General features: G+C 53.0%; 13 protein-coding genes. 8 read left to right on the top strand and 5 right to left on the bottom strand.

Going from position 1 to position 17,402, the window contains the following annotated elements:
• Positions 1 to 416 precede the first annotated feature (416 nt).
• The 3 genes from ACJ77P_RS13755 (at position 417) to ACJ77P_RS13745 (ending at position 6,134) form a co-directional block, all read left to right on the top strand.
• Positions 417 to 3,536 (top strand): FAD-dependent oxidoreductase, encoded by a 3,120-nt coding sequence (locus ACJ77P_RS13755; RefSeq protein WP_408998563.1) that lies wholly within the window; start codon positions 417 to 419, stop codon positions 3,534 to 3,536.
• A 60-nt stretch (positions 3,537 to 3,596) separates the two neighbouring features.
• Positions 3,597 to 4,439 (top strand): hydrogenase iron-sulfur subunit, encoded by an 843-nt coding sequence (locus tag ACJ77P_RS13750; protein WP_367360042.1) that lies wholly within the window; start codon positions 3,597 to 3,599, stop codon positions 4,437 to 4,439.
• Between the two features lie 462 nt (positions 4,440 to 4,901).
• Entirely contained in the window at positions 4,902 to 6,134 is a 1,233-nt protein-coding gene (locus ACJ77P_RS13745) for a glycosyltransferase family 4 protein (protein ID WP_408998562.1), read from the top strand.
• A gap of 367 nt (positions 6,135 to 6,501) precedes the next feature.
• Here the strand turns inward: ACJ77P_RS13745 and ACJ77P_RS13740 are convergent, their stop codons facing one another.
• The 5 genes from ACJ77P_RS13740 to ACJ77P_RS13720 all read right to left on the bottom strand — a co-directional run bounded on the left by ACJ77P_RS13740 (position 6,502) and on the right by ACJ77P_RS13720 (position 12,076).
• Complete coding sequence (locus ACJ77P_RS13740; protein WP_408998561.1) at positions 6,502 to 6,972, bottom strand: HAD family hydrolase; 471 nt, start codon at positions 6,970 to 6,972, stop codon at positions 6,502 to 6,504.
• A gap of 80 nt (positions 6,973 to 7,052) precedes the next feature.
• A complete protein-coding gene (locus tag ACJ77P_RS13735) occupies positions 7,053 to 7,646 on the bottom strand; it encodes a nicotinate-nucleotide adenylyltransferase (protein ID WP_408998560.1) in 594 nt (197 codons plus the stop codon).
• A gap of 4 nt (positions 7,647 to 7,650) precedes the next feature.
• On the bottom strand, positions 7,651 to 9,909 hold the full coding sequence (locus tag ACJ77P_RS13730) for a bifunctional alpha,alpha-trehalose-phosphate synthase (UDP-forming)/trehalose-phosphatase (RefSeq protein WP_408998559.1): 2,259 nt from the start codon (positions 9,907 to 9,909) through the stop codon (positions 7,651 to 7,653).
• Positions 9,910 to 9,913: 4 nt separating this feature from the next.
• On the bottom strand, positions 9,914 to 11,215 hold the full coding sequence (gene apgM / locus ACJ77P_RS13725) for a 2,3-bisphosphoglycerate-independent phosphoglycerate mutase (protein ID WP_408998558.1): 1,302 nt from the start codon (positions 11,213 to 11,215) through the stop codon (positions 9,914 to 9,916).
• Between the two features lie 42 nt (positions 11,216 to 11,257).
• Entirely contained in the window at positions 11,258 to 12,076 is an 819-nt protein-coding gene (locus ACJ77P_RS13720) for a TIM barrel protein (RefSeq protein ID WP_408998557.1), read from the bottom strand.
• Positions 12,077 to 12,518: 442 nt separating this feature from the next.
• Between ACJ77P_RS13720 and ACJ77P_RS13715 the strand changes: the two genes are divergently transcribed.
• From ACJ77P_RS13715 to rnfB, 5 genes are all read left to right on the top strand, one after another.
• Positions 12,519 to 13,352: a phosphate ABC transporter substrate-binding protein gene (locus ACJ77P_RS13715; RefSeq protein WP_408998556.1), complete on the top strand. Its 834-nt coding sequence runs from the start codon at positions 12,519 to 12,521 to the stop codon at positions 13,350 to 13,352.
• Positions 13,349 to 14,209 carry a phosphate ABC transporter permease subunit PstC gene (pstC, locus tag ACJ77P_RS13710; RefSeq protein WP_408998555.1) on the top strand — a complete coding sequence of 287 codons (861 nt, stop codon included), beginning with the start codon at positions 13,349 to 13,351 and terminating at the stop codon, positions 14,207 to 14,209. Before ACJ77P_RS13715 ends, pstC begins: the two co-directional genes overlap by 4 nt.
• Positions 14,206 to 15,087 carry a PstA family ABC transporter permease gene (locus ACJ77P_RS13705; RefSeq protein ID WP_408998554.1) on the top strand — a complete coding sequence of 294 codons (882 nt, stop codon included), beginning with the start codon at positions 14,206 to 14,208 and terminating at the stop codon, positions 15,085 to 15,087. The genes pstC and ACJ77P_RS13705 overlap by 4 nt, the downstream gene beginning before the upstream one ends.
• A complete protein-coding gene (locus ACJ77P_RS13700; RefSeq protein ID WP_408998553.1) occupies positions 15,084 to 15,797 on the top strand; it encodes a phosphate ABC transporter ATP-binding protein in 714 nt (237 codons plus the stop codon). Before ACJ77P_RS13705 ends, ACJ77P_RS13700 begins: the two co-directional genes overlap by 4 nt.
• A 211-nt stretch (positions 15,798 to 16,008) precedes the next feature.
• Positions 16,009 to 16,839, top strand: coding sequence for an RnfABCDGE type electron transport complex subunit B (rnfB, locus tag ACJ77P_RS13695; protein WP_408998552.1), 831 nt, complete (start codon positions 16,009 to 16,011; stop codon positions 16,837 to 16,839).
• The last annotated feature ends 563 nt before the right edge of the window (positions 16,840 to 17,402 follow it).

The following is a 17,402-nucleotide window of genomic DNA, read 5'->3' as shown; positions in this document are numbered from 1 at the left end:
TCTAGAATGTGCTTTTCCGCTCCTTTCCTCCCGCAGGCCGAATAGGCCACGTCCCGTCCTGCCGTGATGAAAGCGGCGGAGTACGGGGAGAAAGCCACGTTTGGTCATCCAAATCCAAACCGCATTACCCCGAAATTAATTCCTTGAAAAAACGTGACGTCACCGGATGTTCCGCGCGTACTTTGCGCCTTGCTGAGTCCGGCTTTTCTTCCCGTGCGCATTGAATCCCCCTCTTTCTGTGGGCTTCAGCACCTTTTGCACAATCGTTTTCGTTCAGAAAGCACGGGACGATGGGCGCGACCGGCAACAGTAAAACTTCCCGTTCCCGGAAAGGAGAAAACGAAAAAGGGGAATCGTTTTCAGGAAATCAGAACCAGGCCATTTAACGAACATCTTTTAAGAAGGGGTATGGAGAAATGGAAAAAGAGCAAGTTGAACAACTGTGCAAAAGTTTAACGGACCGTAATTTTGGCGACGTCATGATTGTCGGTGGAGGCATCAGCGGGATCCAGGCTGCCCTTGATCTCGGCACGGCAGGATTCAAGGTCTATTTTGTCGAGAAATCGCCGACCGTCGGCGGGAAGATGGCCCATCTCGACAAGACCTTTCCCACCAACGACTGCTCCATGTGCATCGAATCTCCCAAATTCGTTGAATGCAAGCGGCATCCCAATATCGAGATGATCACCTATGCCGAGGTGGAGAGCGTGGAGGGGGAAGCGGGAGACTTCACCGTCACCGTCGTGAAGAAGCCCAGGTATATTGACGAGAGCAAATGCACGGGCTGCACCACCTGCGTGGAATACTGCCCGGTCGTGTATCCCGATAAATTCAATCAGGAGATCTCGAAGAACAAAGCGATCCATATCTACTTCGCTCAGGCCATCCCTCTGGTTCCCTATATCGATGACAGTTGTCTTTATCTAAAGGAGGGGAAATGCCAGATCTGCATCGGCGTCTGCCAGTCCAAGGCCATCGATTTCAGTCAGAAGCCGGAGAAGGTGGAAATCAGGGTCGGGGCGATTATTTTGTCTCCGGGCATCGAGGCCTATGATCCCCGGGCGAAGGAGGAATATCATTATGACGATTTTGCCAATGTGGTCACCGGCCTTGACTACGAGCGGCTCCTCTGCGCCACAGGTCCCCATGAAGGGGAAATATTGCGTGCCTCCGACATGAGGCATCCCCACAATGTCGCCTGGATTCACTGTGTCGGCTCCCGGCGGGTCACCCCGGGCGACAACAGCTACTGCTCCGCGGTCTGCTGCACCTATACACAGAAACAGGTGATTCTGACCAAGGATCATGACGACGGGGCCCATTGTACCATCTTCCATAACGATATCCGTTCCTACGGCAAGGATTTCGAGCGGTTCTACCAGAGAACGGAGAACCTTCCCGGAATCCGCTTTATCCGCAGTTATGCCTCCATCGTCCGGGAAGACCCGGTCACGAAGAATGTGACGATTCGATACACGACCCCCGAGGGCGTCAAAGAAGAAGAATTCGACATGGTGGTCCTTTCCGTCGGCCTGGTTCCTCCCCGCAATGTAGAAAAAATTGCCCAGGCCTTCGGAATTGAACTCAACGATCACGGCTTCTGCAAAACCGGACCCGCCAATCCCCTGGAGACGACGCGCCCGGGAATCTTTGTCAGCGGCGCTTTCATCGGTCCTATGGATATTCCCGAAGGGGTACTGGGCGCCAGCGGCGCCGGTTCCATGTGTGGCGAAATCCTCTCTTACCGGCGCGGAAACCTTTCCAAGGCAAGAGTCTATCCCCCGGAAAAGGACGTCTCGCAGGAGGAGCCGAGGATCGGCGTCTATGTCTGTCATTGCGGGGCCAATATCGGCCGGATCGTCAATGTTCCTCAGACGGTTCAATATTCCCTGACCCTGCCCCATGTCGTTCACGCCGAAGAAAGCCTTTTCATCTGTTCGACGGAAGCCGCGGCCATGCTGGCAAAGGACATCAAGGAAAGAGGCCTCAACCGTGTGATCGTCGCCGCCTGCACTCCGCGGACCCATGAACCGCTCTTCCGCGACACCCTCCGGGAAGCAGGGATCAACCAGTATTACTATGACATGGCCAATATCCGCGAGCACTGCTCTTGGGTCCACTCGAAGGAAAAGGAGGCGGCCACGGAGAAGGCGGAGGATATCATCCGGATGTCCGTCGCCAGGGCCCATTTTCTGGAACCCCTGCAGGAATTCGATCTTCCCGTCGACAAGAGGGCGATGGTCGTCGGCGGCGGCATTGCCGGCATGACGGCCGCCTTGTCCATCGCCAAGCAGAGGCATGAAGTCTTTCTGGTGGAAAAGGAGAAAGAGCTGGGAGGGATGGCGAAACGGCTCCACTACACGCTGGAAGGGTTGGATGTTCAGGCCTATGTGAAGGATCTGATCCAGCAGGTTTATTCCAATCCCATGATCCATGTCTATACGGGGGCGTCCATTCCGGAGACGACCGGTTACGTTGGGAACTTCACGACCACGGTACAGAACGGCCGGGGAACATCGGTGATCAAACATGGGGCCACCGTACTTGCCATCGGCGCCGACGAATATAAGCCCACGGAATACCTCTACGGCCAGGATGAGCGGGTCATGACCCAGCTGGAGCTGGAGGGCCGGATCGCCCAGGGAGAGGAGAAGATCGTTTCTGCCGAGAGCATGGTGATGATCCAGTGCGTAGGCTGCCGGAACGAGGACAGAAACTACTGCTCCCGGATCTGCTGCAGTCATGCCATCAAGAATGCCTTGAAACTGAAAGAGAAAAATCCCCAGATGGAAATCTCCATTCTCTTCCGGGATATGAGGACCTATCGTTATTTCGAGAATTATTACCGGGATGCTTCCAACAAGGACGTCAAATTTGTCCGCTATGAGCCGGAAAATCCACCCCAGGTGGAAGCCGTTGTGGAAGAGGGAAGGCCGGTTCTGCGGGTGACTGCGGCCGATCCGATTTTGGAAAAGAAGCTTGCCCTGGACGCCGATTTTCTGATCCTGTCCGTCGCCACAATTCCTGCGGCGGAAAGCCAGGAAATATCTAATAAATTCAAGGTAGCCCTGGGTCCGGATGGTTTCTGCCAGGAAGCCCATGTCAAATTACGACCCGTCGACTTCGCCGCAGAAGGGATTTACCTCTGCGGGATCGCACACTATCCCAAGCATATCTCGGAAACGATCGCCCAGGCTTACGGGGCCGCCGGAAGGGCCTTGACCCTGCTGGCCAATGATACCGTTGTCGCCTCGGGCTCCGTCTGTTCGGTGAACGAAAAGATGTGCATCGCCTGCGGAGCCTGCATCCCGGCCTGCACGTACGGCGCGGTCGAGTTCAAGGAGACCAAGCAGGGCAAAAAGGCCTCGGTCATCCCCGTCCTCTGCAAGGGATGCGGGCTGTGCAACTCCAAGTGTCCGACCGGGGCGATCCAACTGAAGCATTATACCGATGTCGAGCTTCTGAACCAGATCGACGCGGCGGGTTCCAAAGAACTGGTTCTGGGGTCTGCTGAAGCGGCTCTGGCAGAGGCATAGAGAGAACTCAACCCACAATCTATTTAAGCAGGATGATCCATTTAAGGAGGTATAAAAAGTATGAGTGCGGACGCAAGTTTTAAACCGAAGATGCTGGGTATTATTTGCAACTGGTGCTGTTACGGCGGGGCGGACCTGTGCGGTGTTTCCCGCTTTCAATATCCGACGTATATACGATTGATCCGGGTGATGTGCTCCGGAAGAGTCGACTTGAAATTCATCTTCCGGGCTTTTTTGACCGGACAGGACGCGGTGTTCGTCGGCGGCTGCCACATCAACGACTGCCACTACAATCCGGAGGGAAATTACGATGCCTACAGCATGGTGACCCTGTGCAGGAAACTGCTGGAGCACATCGGAATCAACCCAAAAAGATTAAGGATCGAATGGGTTTCCGCCGGTGAAGGAATCCGGTTCGCTCAGATCATGAACGAGTACAGCCGTGAGATTCAGGAGTTGGGACCTCTGGGAAGCAGTGAAGGCATCGACGAAGCCGAAATGAAGGCTCGACTGGAGGAAATGGCCAGGCTGATTCCCTACTTCAAGCTGGCAAAGATGAAGGAGCTGGCCTTGCACGATCATGATGAGGCGGCCTACGCCAGACTTTTCACCACCGAGGAGGTGGAACGGCTCATTCGCGAAGCACCGTCGTACTACATCGATCCGGAAAAGTGCCAGGCCTGTATGACCTGCGCCCGGAAATGCCCGGTAGACGCTATTATCAGCGCCAAGGGGCAGGTCCATGTCATTGATCAGGACAAGTGCATTAAATGCGGAACCTGCTTGTCCGCCTGCCCCCCTAAATTCAGCGCTGTGACGAAACTGGTCGGCCAGCCTGCACCGCCTCCTCTTCCGGAAGGCCAGAGAGCGGTCGTTAGAAAGAGCAAAGAAACAACAGCTTAAAAGACAGGTATCTTGCTTACATATTGCAACGGGCATCGGATTCTGCTCAGGCATACCTGTTCGAATTGAAACACTATCAGGTGCGTTCCGGTGAGAAGAAAGGGAGGAAATCGAATGAGACGATAGCTCGTTACAGAGACTTATGAACAAGCTGATTTCCCTTCGGAAGCCGACGTCACCATCCTTTAAACGATGTCCGGGATTCCCGCAAAAGGACTCATGCCGAGTCGCGTGAGTCCTTTTGCATGCTTGCTGAGCGCCTTGTCTGACTCATCCCCGCTATTCGTTTCCGATAAAGACCTCTTCTCTGTTGCCGACAATTTGTGGAGTGCATTGGTTGCGGTCATGGTAGAATTACGCTGTTTGTCGCTGACGAGTGAAGAGATTGGTCCTCGTGCGCGTTCCGAAAACAACGTTGATTCGTTTTAAAAATCCTTTCCCTGAAAAAAAGGAAAAATATCAATGATCAACCAATTAAATGGAGTCACCGTTTTAAGATTTACGAAGGCCTTTAGAAGCGGCGGCGGCATAGAGCAGTACCTTGATGACCTCGATCGTACGTTATTGAAAAGAAATAAGGCTCATATCATTCGAACGTATCTTGAGAAAGAATCAACTGCCGGGGAAGCAATCAACACGGAAATCGGACAGGGGCGTTTGGTTGAAATTCCCTTGCCCTTCACCGTCGGAATGCCAACCGACTCCATCTACAATATGGATAAATCGGGCCGATTAAAAACTGCCCAAAATGCCCCGCGCCCCGGACTTTTTCAAATAAGAAATGCGGCAGAAAAATTCAGAAATATACACAAGCGACACAAGGTTGATTTGCTCATCATGCATTACCTTGGCACAGTTGATAGTCTCGAAATAATGGAAGAGGCAAAGAAACTTACCATCCCTTCCATTTTTATCAATCATTTCTCAAATTCTTATTTTAACGATCCCTCAATCAATGCTCAATTGTGTTATTGTACCGGCTTAGCCGGGGTTTCAGGTATTGGTGTTCCAAGGAGGTTGAAAGGAGCGTTCTGTAATCTGTCCGATGGGATAGACATGGAGGTGTTCAATCCTGCCCATGCATGGCCATTGGAAATCGGGACGGATATTCCGATCATTTTCTATCCGGCTCGAATTCTCAGGCTTAAAGGCCAACACGATGTCATCAAGGCCTATGCCGCACTGAGGCGTGAGGGGTTGCTCGCTAAAATTGTGTTTGCAGGCAGAACGGATTCCGCTGAATATGAAGAGGAACTCAGAGGGTTGGTGAGTAAAGACGGGCTTACAGATCAAGTGTTATTTATCGGAGAACTAAATCAGGAAAGGTTGCGTGACTGGTATGGGGTTTCATCAATGATGGCTTTTCCGACCTATCATCATGAAGGCCTGGGAAGGATACTGATCGAGGCCCAGGCGATGAAGGTGCCTGTCGTTGCCTACAGAATTGGAGGAACCCCCGAAGGGATTGTCCATGGAAAAACGGGATTCCTCGTCCGTAAGGGAGACCTCAAATCTTTTGCCGATCGATTAAAAGAGCTTTTAACCGACGGAAAAAAGAGAAAGGCCATGGGAGAAGAAGGCAGGATGTTCGTTCAGAAGAAATTCAGTCTTGAGGCATTTGCAGACCGGCATGAGCAATATTACGCGACGATTTTGAGTCATTCCCGTAATGTTGAACATAGCGAGTTGCGCTGATCGTTGATTGGAATCCAGCAATGCCCGGTCAAGCAGTTGCACACCAATTGTGAAAGCCGGGCGGTTTTATAACCAGACGCATCGACAAGAGGGCCGGTGATGTCTGATTGTTATTTCCATTCCCGGATCCGGTGCTTTAAAAATTGAAGCATCTGGTTATTGGACCTTTCATGCGCCATTTTGAGGGCTTAGCCGGATCGGATTAAGCCCTTTTTCGTGACTTCATCTTATTGCCGCACCCCGGGTTTTTTTATTTTGTTCCCGATAAATCCGGCTTGCATGGCATGAGAGGCAAAACAAACTCTTATGGGAACAGCAAGGTGCAAAAATGCTCCCGTTGGATGTTCGGGATGCTCTGGTTGTGTTCCTATCTGCGCAGCGTAGCGATCAGCCGCCCGGGTTTCAGCAACAGATCCAGTGCGGCGTTGATATCGGAGATAACCAGATCACAGTTTGCCATCGTCTCGGAGGATGCCCCTTCAGGACCAAGAATACATATCCCCAAACCGGACTCCTTCAACATGGATGCGTCATTTGAGCCATTTCCCATGGACACCGTGACCGCACTGCCCAGTTGCCGTACCAGTCTGAGCTTCTGCTTCTGTTCATCGCCCGGATGGAGGATGTGGATTTTAACGCGAAGATCCTTGCCCAATTCCTGAGCTTTACCCCGGGTATCCGCCGTGACGACGACGATGTCGACCAACCGGCGCAGCAATTCCAGTCTTTCGGGAACCCCTTCGATGACGGCGCCGTCCAGGGAAATCGTTCCGTTGAGGTCCAGGACCAGGTGTTCAAACCTGTAAACGCCTTTCCCAGGGACATCAATCTCTATCAATCTTCCTTCACCTCACGATCATCTTTCTCTTCGGTTCATCCACAACTTTTCCGATTACAGCTGCGTCGTCAACACCTGCTTCATGGATTGATCTGAGTCGGCTCCGACATATTCCGGAGCCGTGCGGGAATGTCCCATTTCCTCATGAGGTGCGCCACACAGGGAGGCACCAGATGTTCCCACGGGCCACCCTGGATCATCCGGTTGCGGACGTCTTCCGCACTGATCCCCTTTGCCTCCAGGGGCACTTCCCAAAGGACATGGGTTTTGATCCCCAACGAATTGAAGTACTTCAGCTTTTTTCTGCCCCAGTCGTCATAGATGGAAAGAAAGAAGACGGCGTCCATGGGAACATAATATCGGTAAAGTTCGGGAAGGTTGATGGGAAGGGGAACGATGGAGAAATGCGACGACTCGATTCCGGCCTCCTCGAGCACGGTGCGGATCATGACGTAACGTTCATAGTAGGTAAGCGGATTGGCTAGGGAACTGCTGCGCTTCTTATCCGCGGCTTCTTCCATGGTCAGCTTCGGGTCCGGGTTGGTGATGCCCACCACCAGATGCCGGCAGAGCCGCATTCCGGCCAGAAGGTACTTGAGATGATCGTTGTGAAAAACCTGAAAGCGGCCGTGGATTACCCCTGTTTCGATTTTTGGGACTGTTTCGCCGATCATTTTATTATGCCCCTTCATCCTTTGCATGGCGTTGTTTTCCATCGGGCAGAGATACCCGGATCAGCAACGCCAGAAATTTTCCGACCTCTCCCTGGTTTCTCAGATAGAATTCAGCCTCCGTGCTTCCCCCGACGGCAACGGTTATCCCGTCTTCCCGAACTGCCCGGAATGCCTCTTCATCGTTCGTGTCATCTCCCATATAGACCGGAAGCCTTCCTTTCCCGACCTCCTTCAAGAGCTGCCGTACCGCGCTTCCCTTGTCCGGTGCGCCTTGCGGAAGGATCTCGAAGACTTTTCTCCCTTCGTTGGCGACGATCTCTCCCATGAACTTCCGGGCAATTTCCTGGAATAAATCGAAAAAATGTTCCAACAGCACGGGTGCTATCTTTCTGAAATGGATACTGACGGTCAACCCCTTGTCCTCTATCTCTACCCCGGGCAGGCATTCCAATGCCTGCCGCGCCGCAGGAAGAAAGGCATCAAGTGCGGCGCGGCCGCCGACATCGGCTACTCCATTGTCCGTTTCCATCCCATGGTTTCCTGCATAGACAAGGCCCGGCAAGCCGACACGATGCCTGATGTCGTCAAGACGTCTGCCGCTGATTACCGCGACGGGATGATGCTCTTGAAGCACGGAGAGGAGTAGGGAAATGTCGTCCGGCATGGCCGCCAGTTCAGGCTGCTCAACGATCGGGGCGAGGGTGCCGTCGAAATCCAGGCAGAAAAAGAGATCCCGACCGGCAAGGCGGCCGGCGATTTCATCTTCATGCGTGAGGGCATGTTTTCCTCCCTGTTTCATCACTGGGAGAAGGGAAAGCTCGTCCAGGATGTTGTCTACCCAGGAATAAATCGTATTTCCCTGCACCTGTCCCCGCAACTGCATCATCCGCTTCTTTTTCTCCCCGCTGGATAGAGTGAGAGCCCTATGGATAGCCGTGGCGAACATCTCGATATCGGTTGGATCGACAAGGATCGACTCGGTCAGTTCTTCGGCTGCACCAGCCTGTCTGCCCAGGATAAGAACGCCCTTCCCGTCTCCTCTTGAAGCTACATATTCCTTGGCCACCAGGTTCATCCCGTCATGAAGAGGAGTAATGACGGCCACATCCGCCATCCGGTACCAGGAAACAAGATCCTGCCGTTCGAGCTTGCTTCCGAAATAGATGATCGGTCTCCAGTCCGCCTTGCCGAACTTCTTATTGATTTCGGCGATTTGGTCCTCAACTTCCTGCCGGTAGCGCAGGTACGGCTTCCCGCTCCGAGTCATGACGGCGACTTGGATGAAGGAAAATCTCCTGTGGAATTCCGGATTGCGCTGGAAAAAAAGCTCAAGCGCCTGGAGTCGCTGAAGAATTCCCTTGGTGTAGTCGAGTCGGTCGACGGCAAGACCGACACGCCGGGGCAGATGGTGTTGCTTCCTGATTCGCCGAATCCGGGCAGCCGTGGAAGCAGAGTTCGCCAAGGCATTGAAACACTCGAAGTCGGTGCTGATCGGAAAGGTCCGAATCTGGGTGGTGCGTCCATCCCAGGCAACGGTCATGGCATCGTCATCGATGACTGCGCCAAGCCGCGCTGCGGCACAATCCATGAAATTTCGGGCATAGAGAGGAGTCTGAAAGCCAAGGAGATCATTGCCGAGAAGTCCGGCAAGGATTTCCTCGCCATGGGGGGCGCAGTCATACCGTTCCCGTTCGGGCCAGGGTATGTGCCAGAAATGAGCGATGATCCGCTCCTGATCGGCCGCGCGGATCATCCGGGGAACCCGGCAGAGGTGATAATCATGGATCCAGATCGTCGAATTCCAAGCGCATTCTTCAAGAATCGCCTCGGCAAACGCCCGGTTGGTCTTTTCATACTCCTCCCAGAAAGAGGGTAAGTAGACGACGCGATCCGTTTCACCATGAAAGAGCGGCCAGAGGACCAGATTGCAGAATCCGTGATAGTAATTTTCCTCTGCCGATGCGGAAAGCCAGATCCTTCTTAGGGTATAGGCAGGGTTTTCCGGCGGTACCAATAGACGGCCGCCGGCATCCGTCTGCTCCATGTCGCCGCTGCCGCTGCCCCAGGCGACCCATGTTCCCCCGGTCACCCGCAGGACCGTATCAAGAGCCGAAACGACTCCGCCGACGGGAATCTCCCATCGCAGGCCCTCGGGGGTTTTCCGGTGACAATAAGGTTCCCTGTTGGAGGCAACAATGAGGCCACCCCGGAACCTGTCACCCCTTCCGGAGAGCCGGGCGTCCTCTGGAAACCGCGGTTTCATGGGTTCAGCCCATCAGCAGGGGGGTGAATCGGCCCGGAGAAAACGGCTGGTCGTCGGGCGAATCCATGAGTCCCCAGAGCTTTCCCCGATCCAGGAAGTTGAGCACCAGATACATGAGTTCCTTTCCCCGGACGAGGCTGAGCCCGCCGGCGGCACAACTGACTTCGTCGAATTTTCGAACGTCATCCCTCCGCACATATTTGCCTGTCATGACCAGCGGCACGCTCTCGCCGGTATGGATCATCGTGCCGGAAGCGGCGGTGGAATGATCGGCGGTCACGATGAAAAGGACGTTCTCGTCGGGGACGATCTCTTTGACGGCATAGTCCAGCGCCGTGTCGACCGCCTCGATCACCCTTTTCTTGATCAGGGGATTTTTCGTGTGACCCGCCTCGTCCGTGACCTTGGTATGAACGTGGATAAAATCATATTTCCGCGCCCGATGCGCCCTTTCGAGCCGCTCCCGAAGATCCCTCCCGGGGTCTTCCGTATCTCCGACCTTCTGGATATCCATGCCGATCACCTGCCCGATCCCATGGTAAACTGCACCGGAAGCGATCATCAAGCCCTTGAGCCCCCACTTTCCCGAAAACGAAGGCAGTCTGCTCATCATCCCGGCCCGCTGGGTGCCGACGGCGTTGATGGGAGGAAGCCCATTTTCAATCCGGTTTTTGTTGAGAGGATGCTCCGAAAGCGTCCAATGGCTCCAGCGAAGATAGGCGTTGAGGACTTTGGCGGTTTTCCGGGCGCTGGGATTCTCGGCTGCCGTTCGCAGGGGAAGGACCTGCATGAGAGGGCGCCCTTCGGCGATCGGATTGGAATCGGTGACGGCTTTGGATACGTCCCCACGAAGCAGGAGGATGCCCGCTATCCCTTTGGTGGGTAGAAAAGCCACCGAAATGTCGTCCAGGGTGAAGCGCCCGACGGCCTCATGGAGAATTCGGCAGCTTTTCCGATCCAGCTTCGGATTCTCATGACGGAGGACGAGGGTGTTCCCGTCCCTGACCACGGAAAAGATCCGGGCCAGGAGGGCCGTGTCCCCCTCACGGATGCCGATCCCTTCCCCGAGCGCCTCCACGATGCCCCGGCCCGGGAATTCCTCAAGGCGATATCCGAACATCAGGAAATGGGCCAGTTCGCTTGGCAATGCCGTTCCCTGGAGGTGGGAGTGAAAAAGTCCGGTCATGCCGATTTCCGCGATTTTATCGAGATTTGGGGTGCAGGCCGCCTGGAGAGGGGTTTGGCCGTTCAGAACGGGATGGCTTCGGTCACCGAGGCCGTCGAGAAGAAGAAGGATGCAGCGCATGTCCACTCCCTGAAAAAGCTACTCCGGCTTGCCTGGGATTCCTTATGCGGCAAAAAGTGGCAGCGGCTGACTATGCCGTTCCGCGACAGGCGGAATGGAGCGGCAATCGAGGTATGTTTCGAGAAAATTGCGGGTCGAGAGAACTTCCTCCGGATTCATCAGTTCGATAACCCACCAGTCGCAGGGCTCTGCCAGACTGAGGAGATCCAGACGGCTGGCGATGTCCTGCAGGCTCGTAGGGGGTATGTGCCCATACCCTTCCAACTCGGTATTATAAATATGGGCATTGAGAAGCTTATCCCTGTTGGGGAGAACATACTCGCCGCAGATGTTCATTTGCGGATGAAGATGCCTTACGGCATGGGCATGTCCGATATCGATGGTCACGAATGCATCGCTTCGGGAAACGATGAAATGGAAGAGAAAGGGATCATTGGTCAGCGGGGTCATCAAGTTTTCCAGGGCAACGGCTACACCGTTCCGTTTGCCGTATTGCACAAGAACGGATAGATTGTCGATGGCTCTTGCCAGGCTGATCCCTTCCCCGGAGCGATTGCCGAGGCCGGAATGGATCGTCATGTGTCCTTTGCCGGTCTTGGCCACCATATCAACGGTACGCATCAGCAGCGCAAGAGAGTCGTCGCCACGCCGGTCGGCATAGGCGATGTCCACTCCGAAGAAGCGGCAGTGAAAACGAAGCTGGAAGTCGGAGAGGGTCTCCACCCGGGAGAGAAACTCCTCTTCCGGCAGAGACGGGTCGATTGACCAGTCGATAGCCGAAAAACCATGCCGGGAAGCGAATTCCGCCAGCTGATCCGCATCCTGGTCAAAGATATTGCACATGGCGATCTGTGGCTGCATTTTTATGGAGAACCTCACCTTTGAAATAAATTTCAATTGGCCGATACAAAAAATAGAAGCCCTTGATGGATATCCCCAAGAGCACAGTAGACGGATTCCTACCAGCAGGCGCTTATTTCAGGCCGAACAGGATGCCTGGGCCATCGAGAGGAAATGTAAAAAATCCTTCCGTCACAGAGCGTACGGGTTAACAGAAATGGAAATAAACGTCAAATCAAGAATATGCATAATAGATTTGTATTATTCCTTTTTTTTATAGAGGATACGGATTGAGATGAGGAAGGTAAAATGACGTTACATAACAAAAAGGAATAATAAACCGTCATGCATCAAGAGGATGAATTTGACTAATAACTCTTCGTTCTATACTAGTGGGATTCATTGACAGCTGATTTTTTAGCAGACGTCGGAAGCAGTAAAACAAGTGATTCAGGAGGATCCCATGAGAAAACAATATGTCGTTGCAGCGCTTGCCGTGATCTTTTCCCTGTTTGTTCTAACCGCTGACTGTATTTCGGGCGAACTGGAAGCCTTTGGAGGGCAGAAAGGGACCTTGAAGATCTCGGGGGGTACGGCTCATATTCCCGTAATGAAAGAGGCGGCTCAGAGGATCATGAGCGCATTTCCCGACATCCAGATCAGTATTGCCGCCGGGGGCTCCGGCGTCGGCATCAAGCAGGTGGGCGAAGGTCTGGTCAACATCGGGAACACCGGAAGAAAACCGACGGACGATGAAATCGCCCGGTATCAGCTCAAGGTGCATCAGTGGGCTCTGGACGGCGTCGGAGTCGTTGTCAATCCGAAAAATAGAGTCAAGGCGCTCACCAAGGCGCAGGTGATGGATATTTTCGCAGGCCGGATCGACAACTGGAAAAGCGTCGGTGGCGAAAACAGGAAAATAAACCTTTACACCCGTGATGAAGCAAGCGGAACCCGAGAGGTTTTCTGGGAAAAAGCACTGGACAAGGGGACGATTTCGCCCAGTGCCAATGTGGTGGTTTCCAACGGGGCGATGAAATCGGCGGTTGCCCAGGATTCTTATGGCATCGGTTACGTTTCCGTCGGTCATATTGACAGTACCGTGGCGCCGGTCGCCCTGGACGGCGTGATCCCAACGATCAAGACGGTTAAAGAAGGCAAATACAAGATTGCCCGTGGGCTTTACAGCAACACGAAAGGCGAGCCCACCGGTCTGACCAGGGCCTTCATCAATTACCTGTATTCTCGGGAAGGTCGTAAAATTGTAGAAAAGGGAGGATTTATTCCCTTCCCATGAATAACTGGAAGGAAAGGGGCATTGAGAAGATTTTTCTCCTCTCCACCATAATCAGTTCATCCATAACACTGCTGATTCTCGGTTTCATGGCGTACATGGCTTTGCCTCTTCTCCGTGGTGGTCTTTTCCGTCTTCTCACGGAGCCATGGATGCCTCAGCAGGGATTTTACGGGATCTATCCCATGATCGTGGGGACCTCGGTCATCTCGCTTCTCAGCCTGCTTATTGCCTTTCCCGTGAGTCTCGGTTGTTCGTTTCTCATCAGCTCGATCGGCCCGAAATCATTGAGCGCTGTCTTCCGGAGGATCGTTCAGATGATGACGGGCATTCCCACCGTGATCTATGGCTTTGTCGGCATTTTTCTCCTTGTTCCGTTGATCCGGGAATTTTTCCAGGGCGGATCCGGGATGTGCATTCTCACAGCGGCCCTGATGCTTGGAGTCCTGATTTCGCCGACGATGATCCTCTTTTTCTGTGACAGTTTCGATCGGGTCCCTCGATCGTACATCGACGCAGCCGATTCCCTGGGCGCGAACCGCGTGCAAACGCTTTTATACGTTATTCTTCCCTCGGCACGGGAGGGCATTGTCATCGGGGTTCTTCTGGCTTTCGGCCGTGCGGTGGGGGACACCCTCGTTTCCCTCATGATTGCGGGAAATTCCATTGCTGAGCCGAAATCGATCCTGGATTCGGTGCGCACGCTGACGGCCCACATCGCCCTGGTCATTGCCGCTGATTACGAGAGTCCTGAATTCCGTTCCATCTTTGCCTGCGGTCTGGTTCTGTATCTTTTCATCACCATAGTCATTCTTGCCGTGCGACGCCTGGCCTTCCGGAACAGCGAGGAACGGGCATGAAGCAAGCGGGGGAAAGACTGACGATCTGGTATTCCTGGACTTGCGGGCTGATTCTGACCGCCGCCGTTTTCTCCATTCTTGTCTATCTTCTTTTCAAGGGGGCCGGTGCGTTTCATCCGAAGCTGATCTTCGGGGACGTTTCCCCTCTCAAGGCCGTTCTTCTTCAACAGCGCGTTTTCGACGGACTGTTCCCCGCCGTTGTCGGCACGTTGATGCTCGTCTCTCTGTCCGTTTCCATTGCTCTGCCGATCGGGTTTGCAACGGGCATTTACCTGGCGGAATACGCGGACTTTCGGATCAAAAACGCATTCAACCTGATTTTCGACATCCTTGCCGGCATTCCGTCCATCGTGGTTGGGCTCTTCGGGTTCGCGCTGGCCGTTTTTCTCCACAAACACTATTCCAGCAGCATACAGCCCTGTCTGCTCATATCGGGTCTTGCCCTCGCCTTTCTTGTTCTGCCGTACATCATCAGAACTACGCAGATCGCCCTGGAAAGTCTTTCTCCCGAGATCCGCCTGACGGCTCTTGCCCTGGGAGCGACGAAACTGCAGAACCTGGTTTATGTCCTTCTCCCCCAGTCTCTTACCGGGATGATCAGCGGGGTCATTCTCGCCATCGGCCGCTGCGCGGAGGATACTGCGGTCATCATGCTTACGGGAGTGGTGGTGGCGGCGGGGGTTCCAAAATCCGTTTTTGCCCCCTACGAAGCGCTGCCGTTCTACATCTATTACATTTCTTCCCAGTATACCACTCCAGAAGAACTAATGAACGGCTATGGAGCGGCACTGCTTCTGCTTCTGTTATGTCTGTTCCTTTTCGCCCTTGCCTTCGTCATAAAAAAGCGTCTTTCTTATCTCGCTTTCTATCGTCCATGAACACGACTCTTCCGGATAATACAAAAATACGGGTTGCCGATCTCAACTTTTTCTATCGGGAACGCCGAATCCTTCAAGACCTGACGGTCCATTTTGCAGAACATTCGATCACGGCGCTCATTGGCCCCTCAGGGGCGGGAAAGTCCACCTTTCTGATAACGCTGAACCGGCTTTGGGAAAACCTCCCAGAGGCCAGGATGAGCGGCAAAGTGGAGATTACCCTCGGTGGTCTGCGCCGCGATATCTATCAGGAGGCCTTTCCTGTGACGGAGTTGAGAAGAAGGGTCGGGATGGTCTTCCAAACCCCAAACCCTTTGCCCATGAGCATCTACAAAAACGTTGCCTTTCCCTTGAAGATGGCGGGTGGTACTGATCAAAAGGAAATGAGGCGCAAGGTGGAACAGACTCTGAAAATGGCCTATCTCTGGGAGGAAGTCAAAGACCGAATGAACGATGACGCCCGCAAACTTTCCGGGGGACAGCAGCAGCGGCTCTGCATCGCCCGGGCGCTGATTCTCGAACCGGAGGTTTTACTGATGGACGAGCCCACATCATCACTGGACTCGACCGCCACAGAAGTCATTGAGGGTCTGTTGCTGGAGCTGAGAAAGCACATGACCATTCTGGTGGTTTCGCATTACCTGGATCAGGTGAAAAGGGTAGCCGATCGGGTGGTCAGCTTTGAAGAAGGCGCCATTGTTTCGTCGTGAACCCCCCCAAAAAATCCGTTATTTGGAGCTTATTTCTCAATGATATATAGTCGAGATATATATAACAAATATGAATTTGACAAATGCAATTATGTTATATATGGGAGTGCAGTATCGAGGTGCCGATTTCAGGCAGACTTATTCAGACTCATCTTTTCAGGCTTTTCCGTAATTGCTGTTTTAAAATATTTCGATTGATCGAGGTAAAACAATGGATCCGGCATTGATTAAATTAGCTCTTGGGGGAATCGCATTTCTCGGCTGTATCGGTCTTTTATTCGGCATTGGTCTGGCTCTCGCGGCTCAGAAATTTGCTGTCGAAGCTAACCCAAAGGTGGAGGAAGTCCTTGAAGTCCTTGCTGGAGCGCAGTGTGGTGGATGCGGTTACGCAGGTTGCGAAGCTTATGCGGAAGCGGTTGTTAACGATCCGGAGGTACCTGCCAATCTCTGTTTCCCGGGCAAGGCGGCAGTAGCGGAAGCTGTTGCGGAAATTACCGGGAAAAAGGTGGCCGGTGCCGCCAACATGGTCGCTTCAATGAGATGCTCCCGTCTTGAGGGAAACGTCGGACAGAAATATCATTATCTTGGTGATCAGACCTGTGCGGGTGCGAGCATTTGCTTTGGTGGTGGACCCCAGGAATGTGCTTATTCGTGCCTCGGTTTCGGGGATTGTGTTGAGGTTTGCCCCTTTGGGGCCATTACCCTGGAGAACCACTTCCCAGTCGTAAATGTTGAAAAGTGCGTAGGCTGTGGTTCCTGCGTTCGGATATGTCTCAAGAAGATCATTGAAATCATTCCCCTAAGCGCTCGCGTCTGGGTGCCCTGCAGCACGAAGGATCCTGGAAAGGTGGTTCGGTCCGTGTGCGAAGTGGGGTGCATAAGCTGCAGGATGTGCGTCAAAGCCTGTCCGGCAGAAGCCGTGAGTTTAGACGGCAATCTCATCCGAGTTGATCATGGAAAATGCGCGGCCTACGGTGTCGACTGCAAAGAAATCTGCGTTGAGAAGTGCCCTCGTAATATTTTTAGGCCGTTTAAGTCATAAGCAGGAGGTGGGGGCTATCCCAAAAGACGAGTTGCATCAAGCCTAAATTTTACCATTGCGGCCTTTCGTAAAGGTCCTTTACCTCCCCCTTTTTTTATCCTGAAAGGATAATTTTATTAAGCCCCCTTTTCTAAAAAGTTGAAAGACAATCCCGTGCAGGCTAAAAAAGCGCGAAGTTGGGTCAAGATTAAATGGAGTACTTGTTTTTACAGGGCTCGCCAGGTTGAAAGCAAAATCGATTTGTGCTGAAAAACATCTTGAATGTCAACTCGAGCTGTGATACAAAACAGCCGTTTTGTGAGTACGGTTAAGCTTAGGATTGGTGGAAACGGAAGTATCTCGTTGTTTTTAAGAGTAAATTATATTGATGACCTTCTCCTGTGGCCGCACCGCCGAAATCCGTTGCAGCCTATATCAGCCTTCCTGCCGTGATACAAGCTCTTTGTCACTTGTAATGAAGATTTCTTCCCTCAGGGGAGTAATGGATTTGAAAAATAGGGATTGAAAAAAAATTGAGGGGGTGATAAGCAAGCGTTACTTTGCAGTAACAGGGATGTTAAATA

The organism is Syntrophus buswellii, from assembly GCF_046097065.1.
Lineage (GTDB): Bacteria > Desulfobacterota > Syntrophia > Syntrophales > Syntrophaceae > Syntrophus > Syntrophus buswellii.
Note: the sequence above shows the minus strand (reverse complement) of the source record. Positions and strands in the feature narration are given on the sequence as shown.

Bases quoted from the DNA above. Each gene is read 5' to 3' on its own strand.
- ACJ77P_RS13715 (WP_408998556.1), top strand. From the start codon at position 12,519: ATGAGAAAACAATATGTCGTTGCAGCGCTTGCCGTGATCTTTTCCCTG.
- ACJ77P_RS13730 (WP_408998559.1), bottom strand. From the start codon at position 9,909: ATGAAACCGCGGTTTCCAGAGGACGCCCGGCTCTCCGGAAGGGGTGAC.
- ACJ77P_RS13735 (WP_408998560.1), bottom strand. From the start codon at position 7,646: ATGATCGGCGAAACAGTCCCAAAAATCGAAACAGGGGTAATCCACGGC.
- ACJ77P_RS13745 (WP_408998562.1), top strand. From the start codon at position 4,902: ATGATCAACCAATTAAATGGAGTCACCGTTTTAAGATTTACGAAGGCC.
- ACJ77P_RS13700 (WP_408998553.1), top strand. From the start codon at position 15,084: ATGAACACGACTCTTCCGGATAATACAAAAATACGGGTTGCCGATCTC.
- ACJ77P_RS13750 (WP_367360042.1), top strand. From the start codon at position 3,597: ATGAGTGCGGACGCAAGTTTTAAACCGAAGATGCTGGGTATTATTTGC.
- ACJ77P_RS13720 (WP_408998557.1), bottom strand. From the start codon at position 12,076: ATGCAGCCACAGATCGCCATGTGCAATATCTTTGACCAGGATGCGGAT.
- pstC (WP_408998555.1), top strand. From the start codon at position 13,349: ATGAATAACTGGAAGGAAAGGGGCATTGAGAAGATTTTTCTCCTCTCC.
- apgM (WP_408998558.1), bottom strand. From the start codon at position 11,215: ATGCGCTGCATCCTTCTTCTTCTCGACGGCCTCGGTGACCGAAGCCAT.
- ACJ77P_RS13755 (WP_408998563.1), top strand. From the start codon at position 417: ATGGAAAAAGAGCAAGTTGAACAACTGTGCAAAAGTTTAACGGACCGT.
- ACJ77P_RS13705 (WP_408998554.1), top strand. From the start codon at position 14,206: ATGAAGCAAGCGGGGGAAAGACTGACGATCTGGTATTCCTGGACTTGC.
- rnfB (WP_408998552.1), top strand. From the start codon at position 16,009: ATGGATCCGGCATTGATTAAATTAGCTCTTGGGGGAATCGCATTTCTC.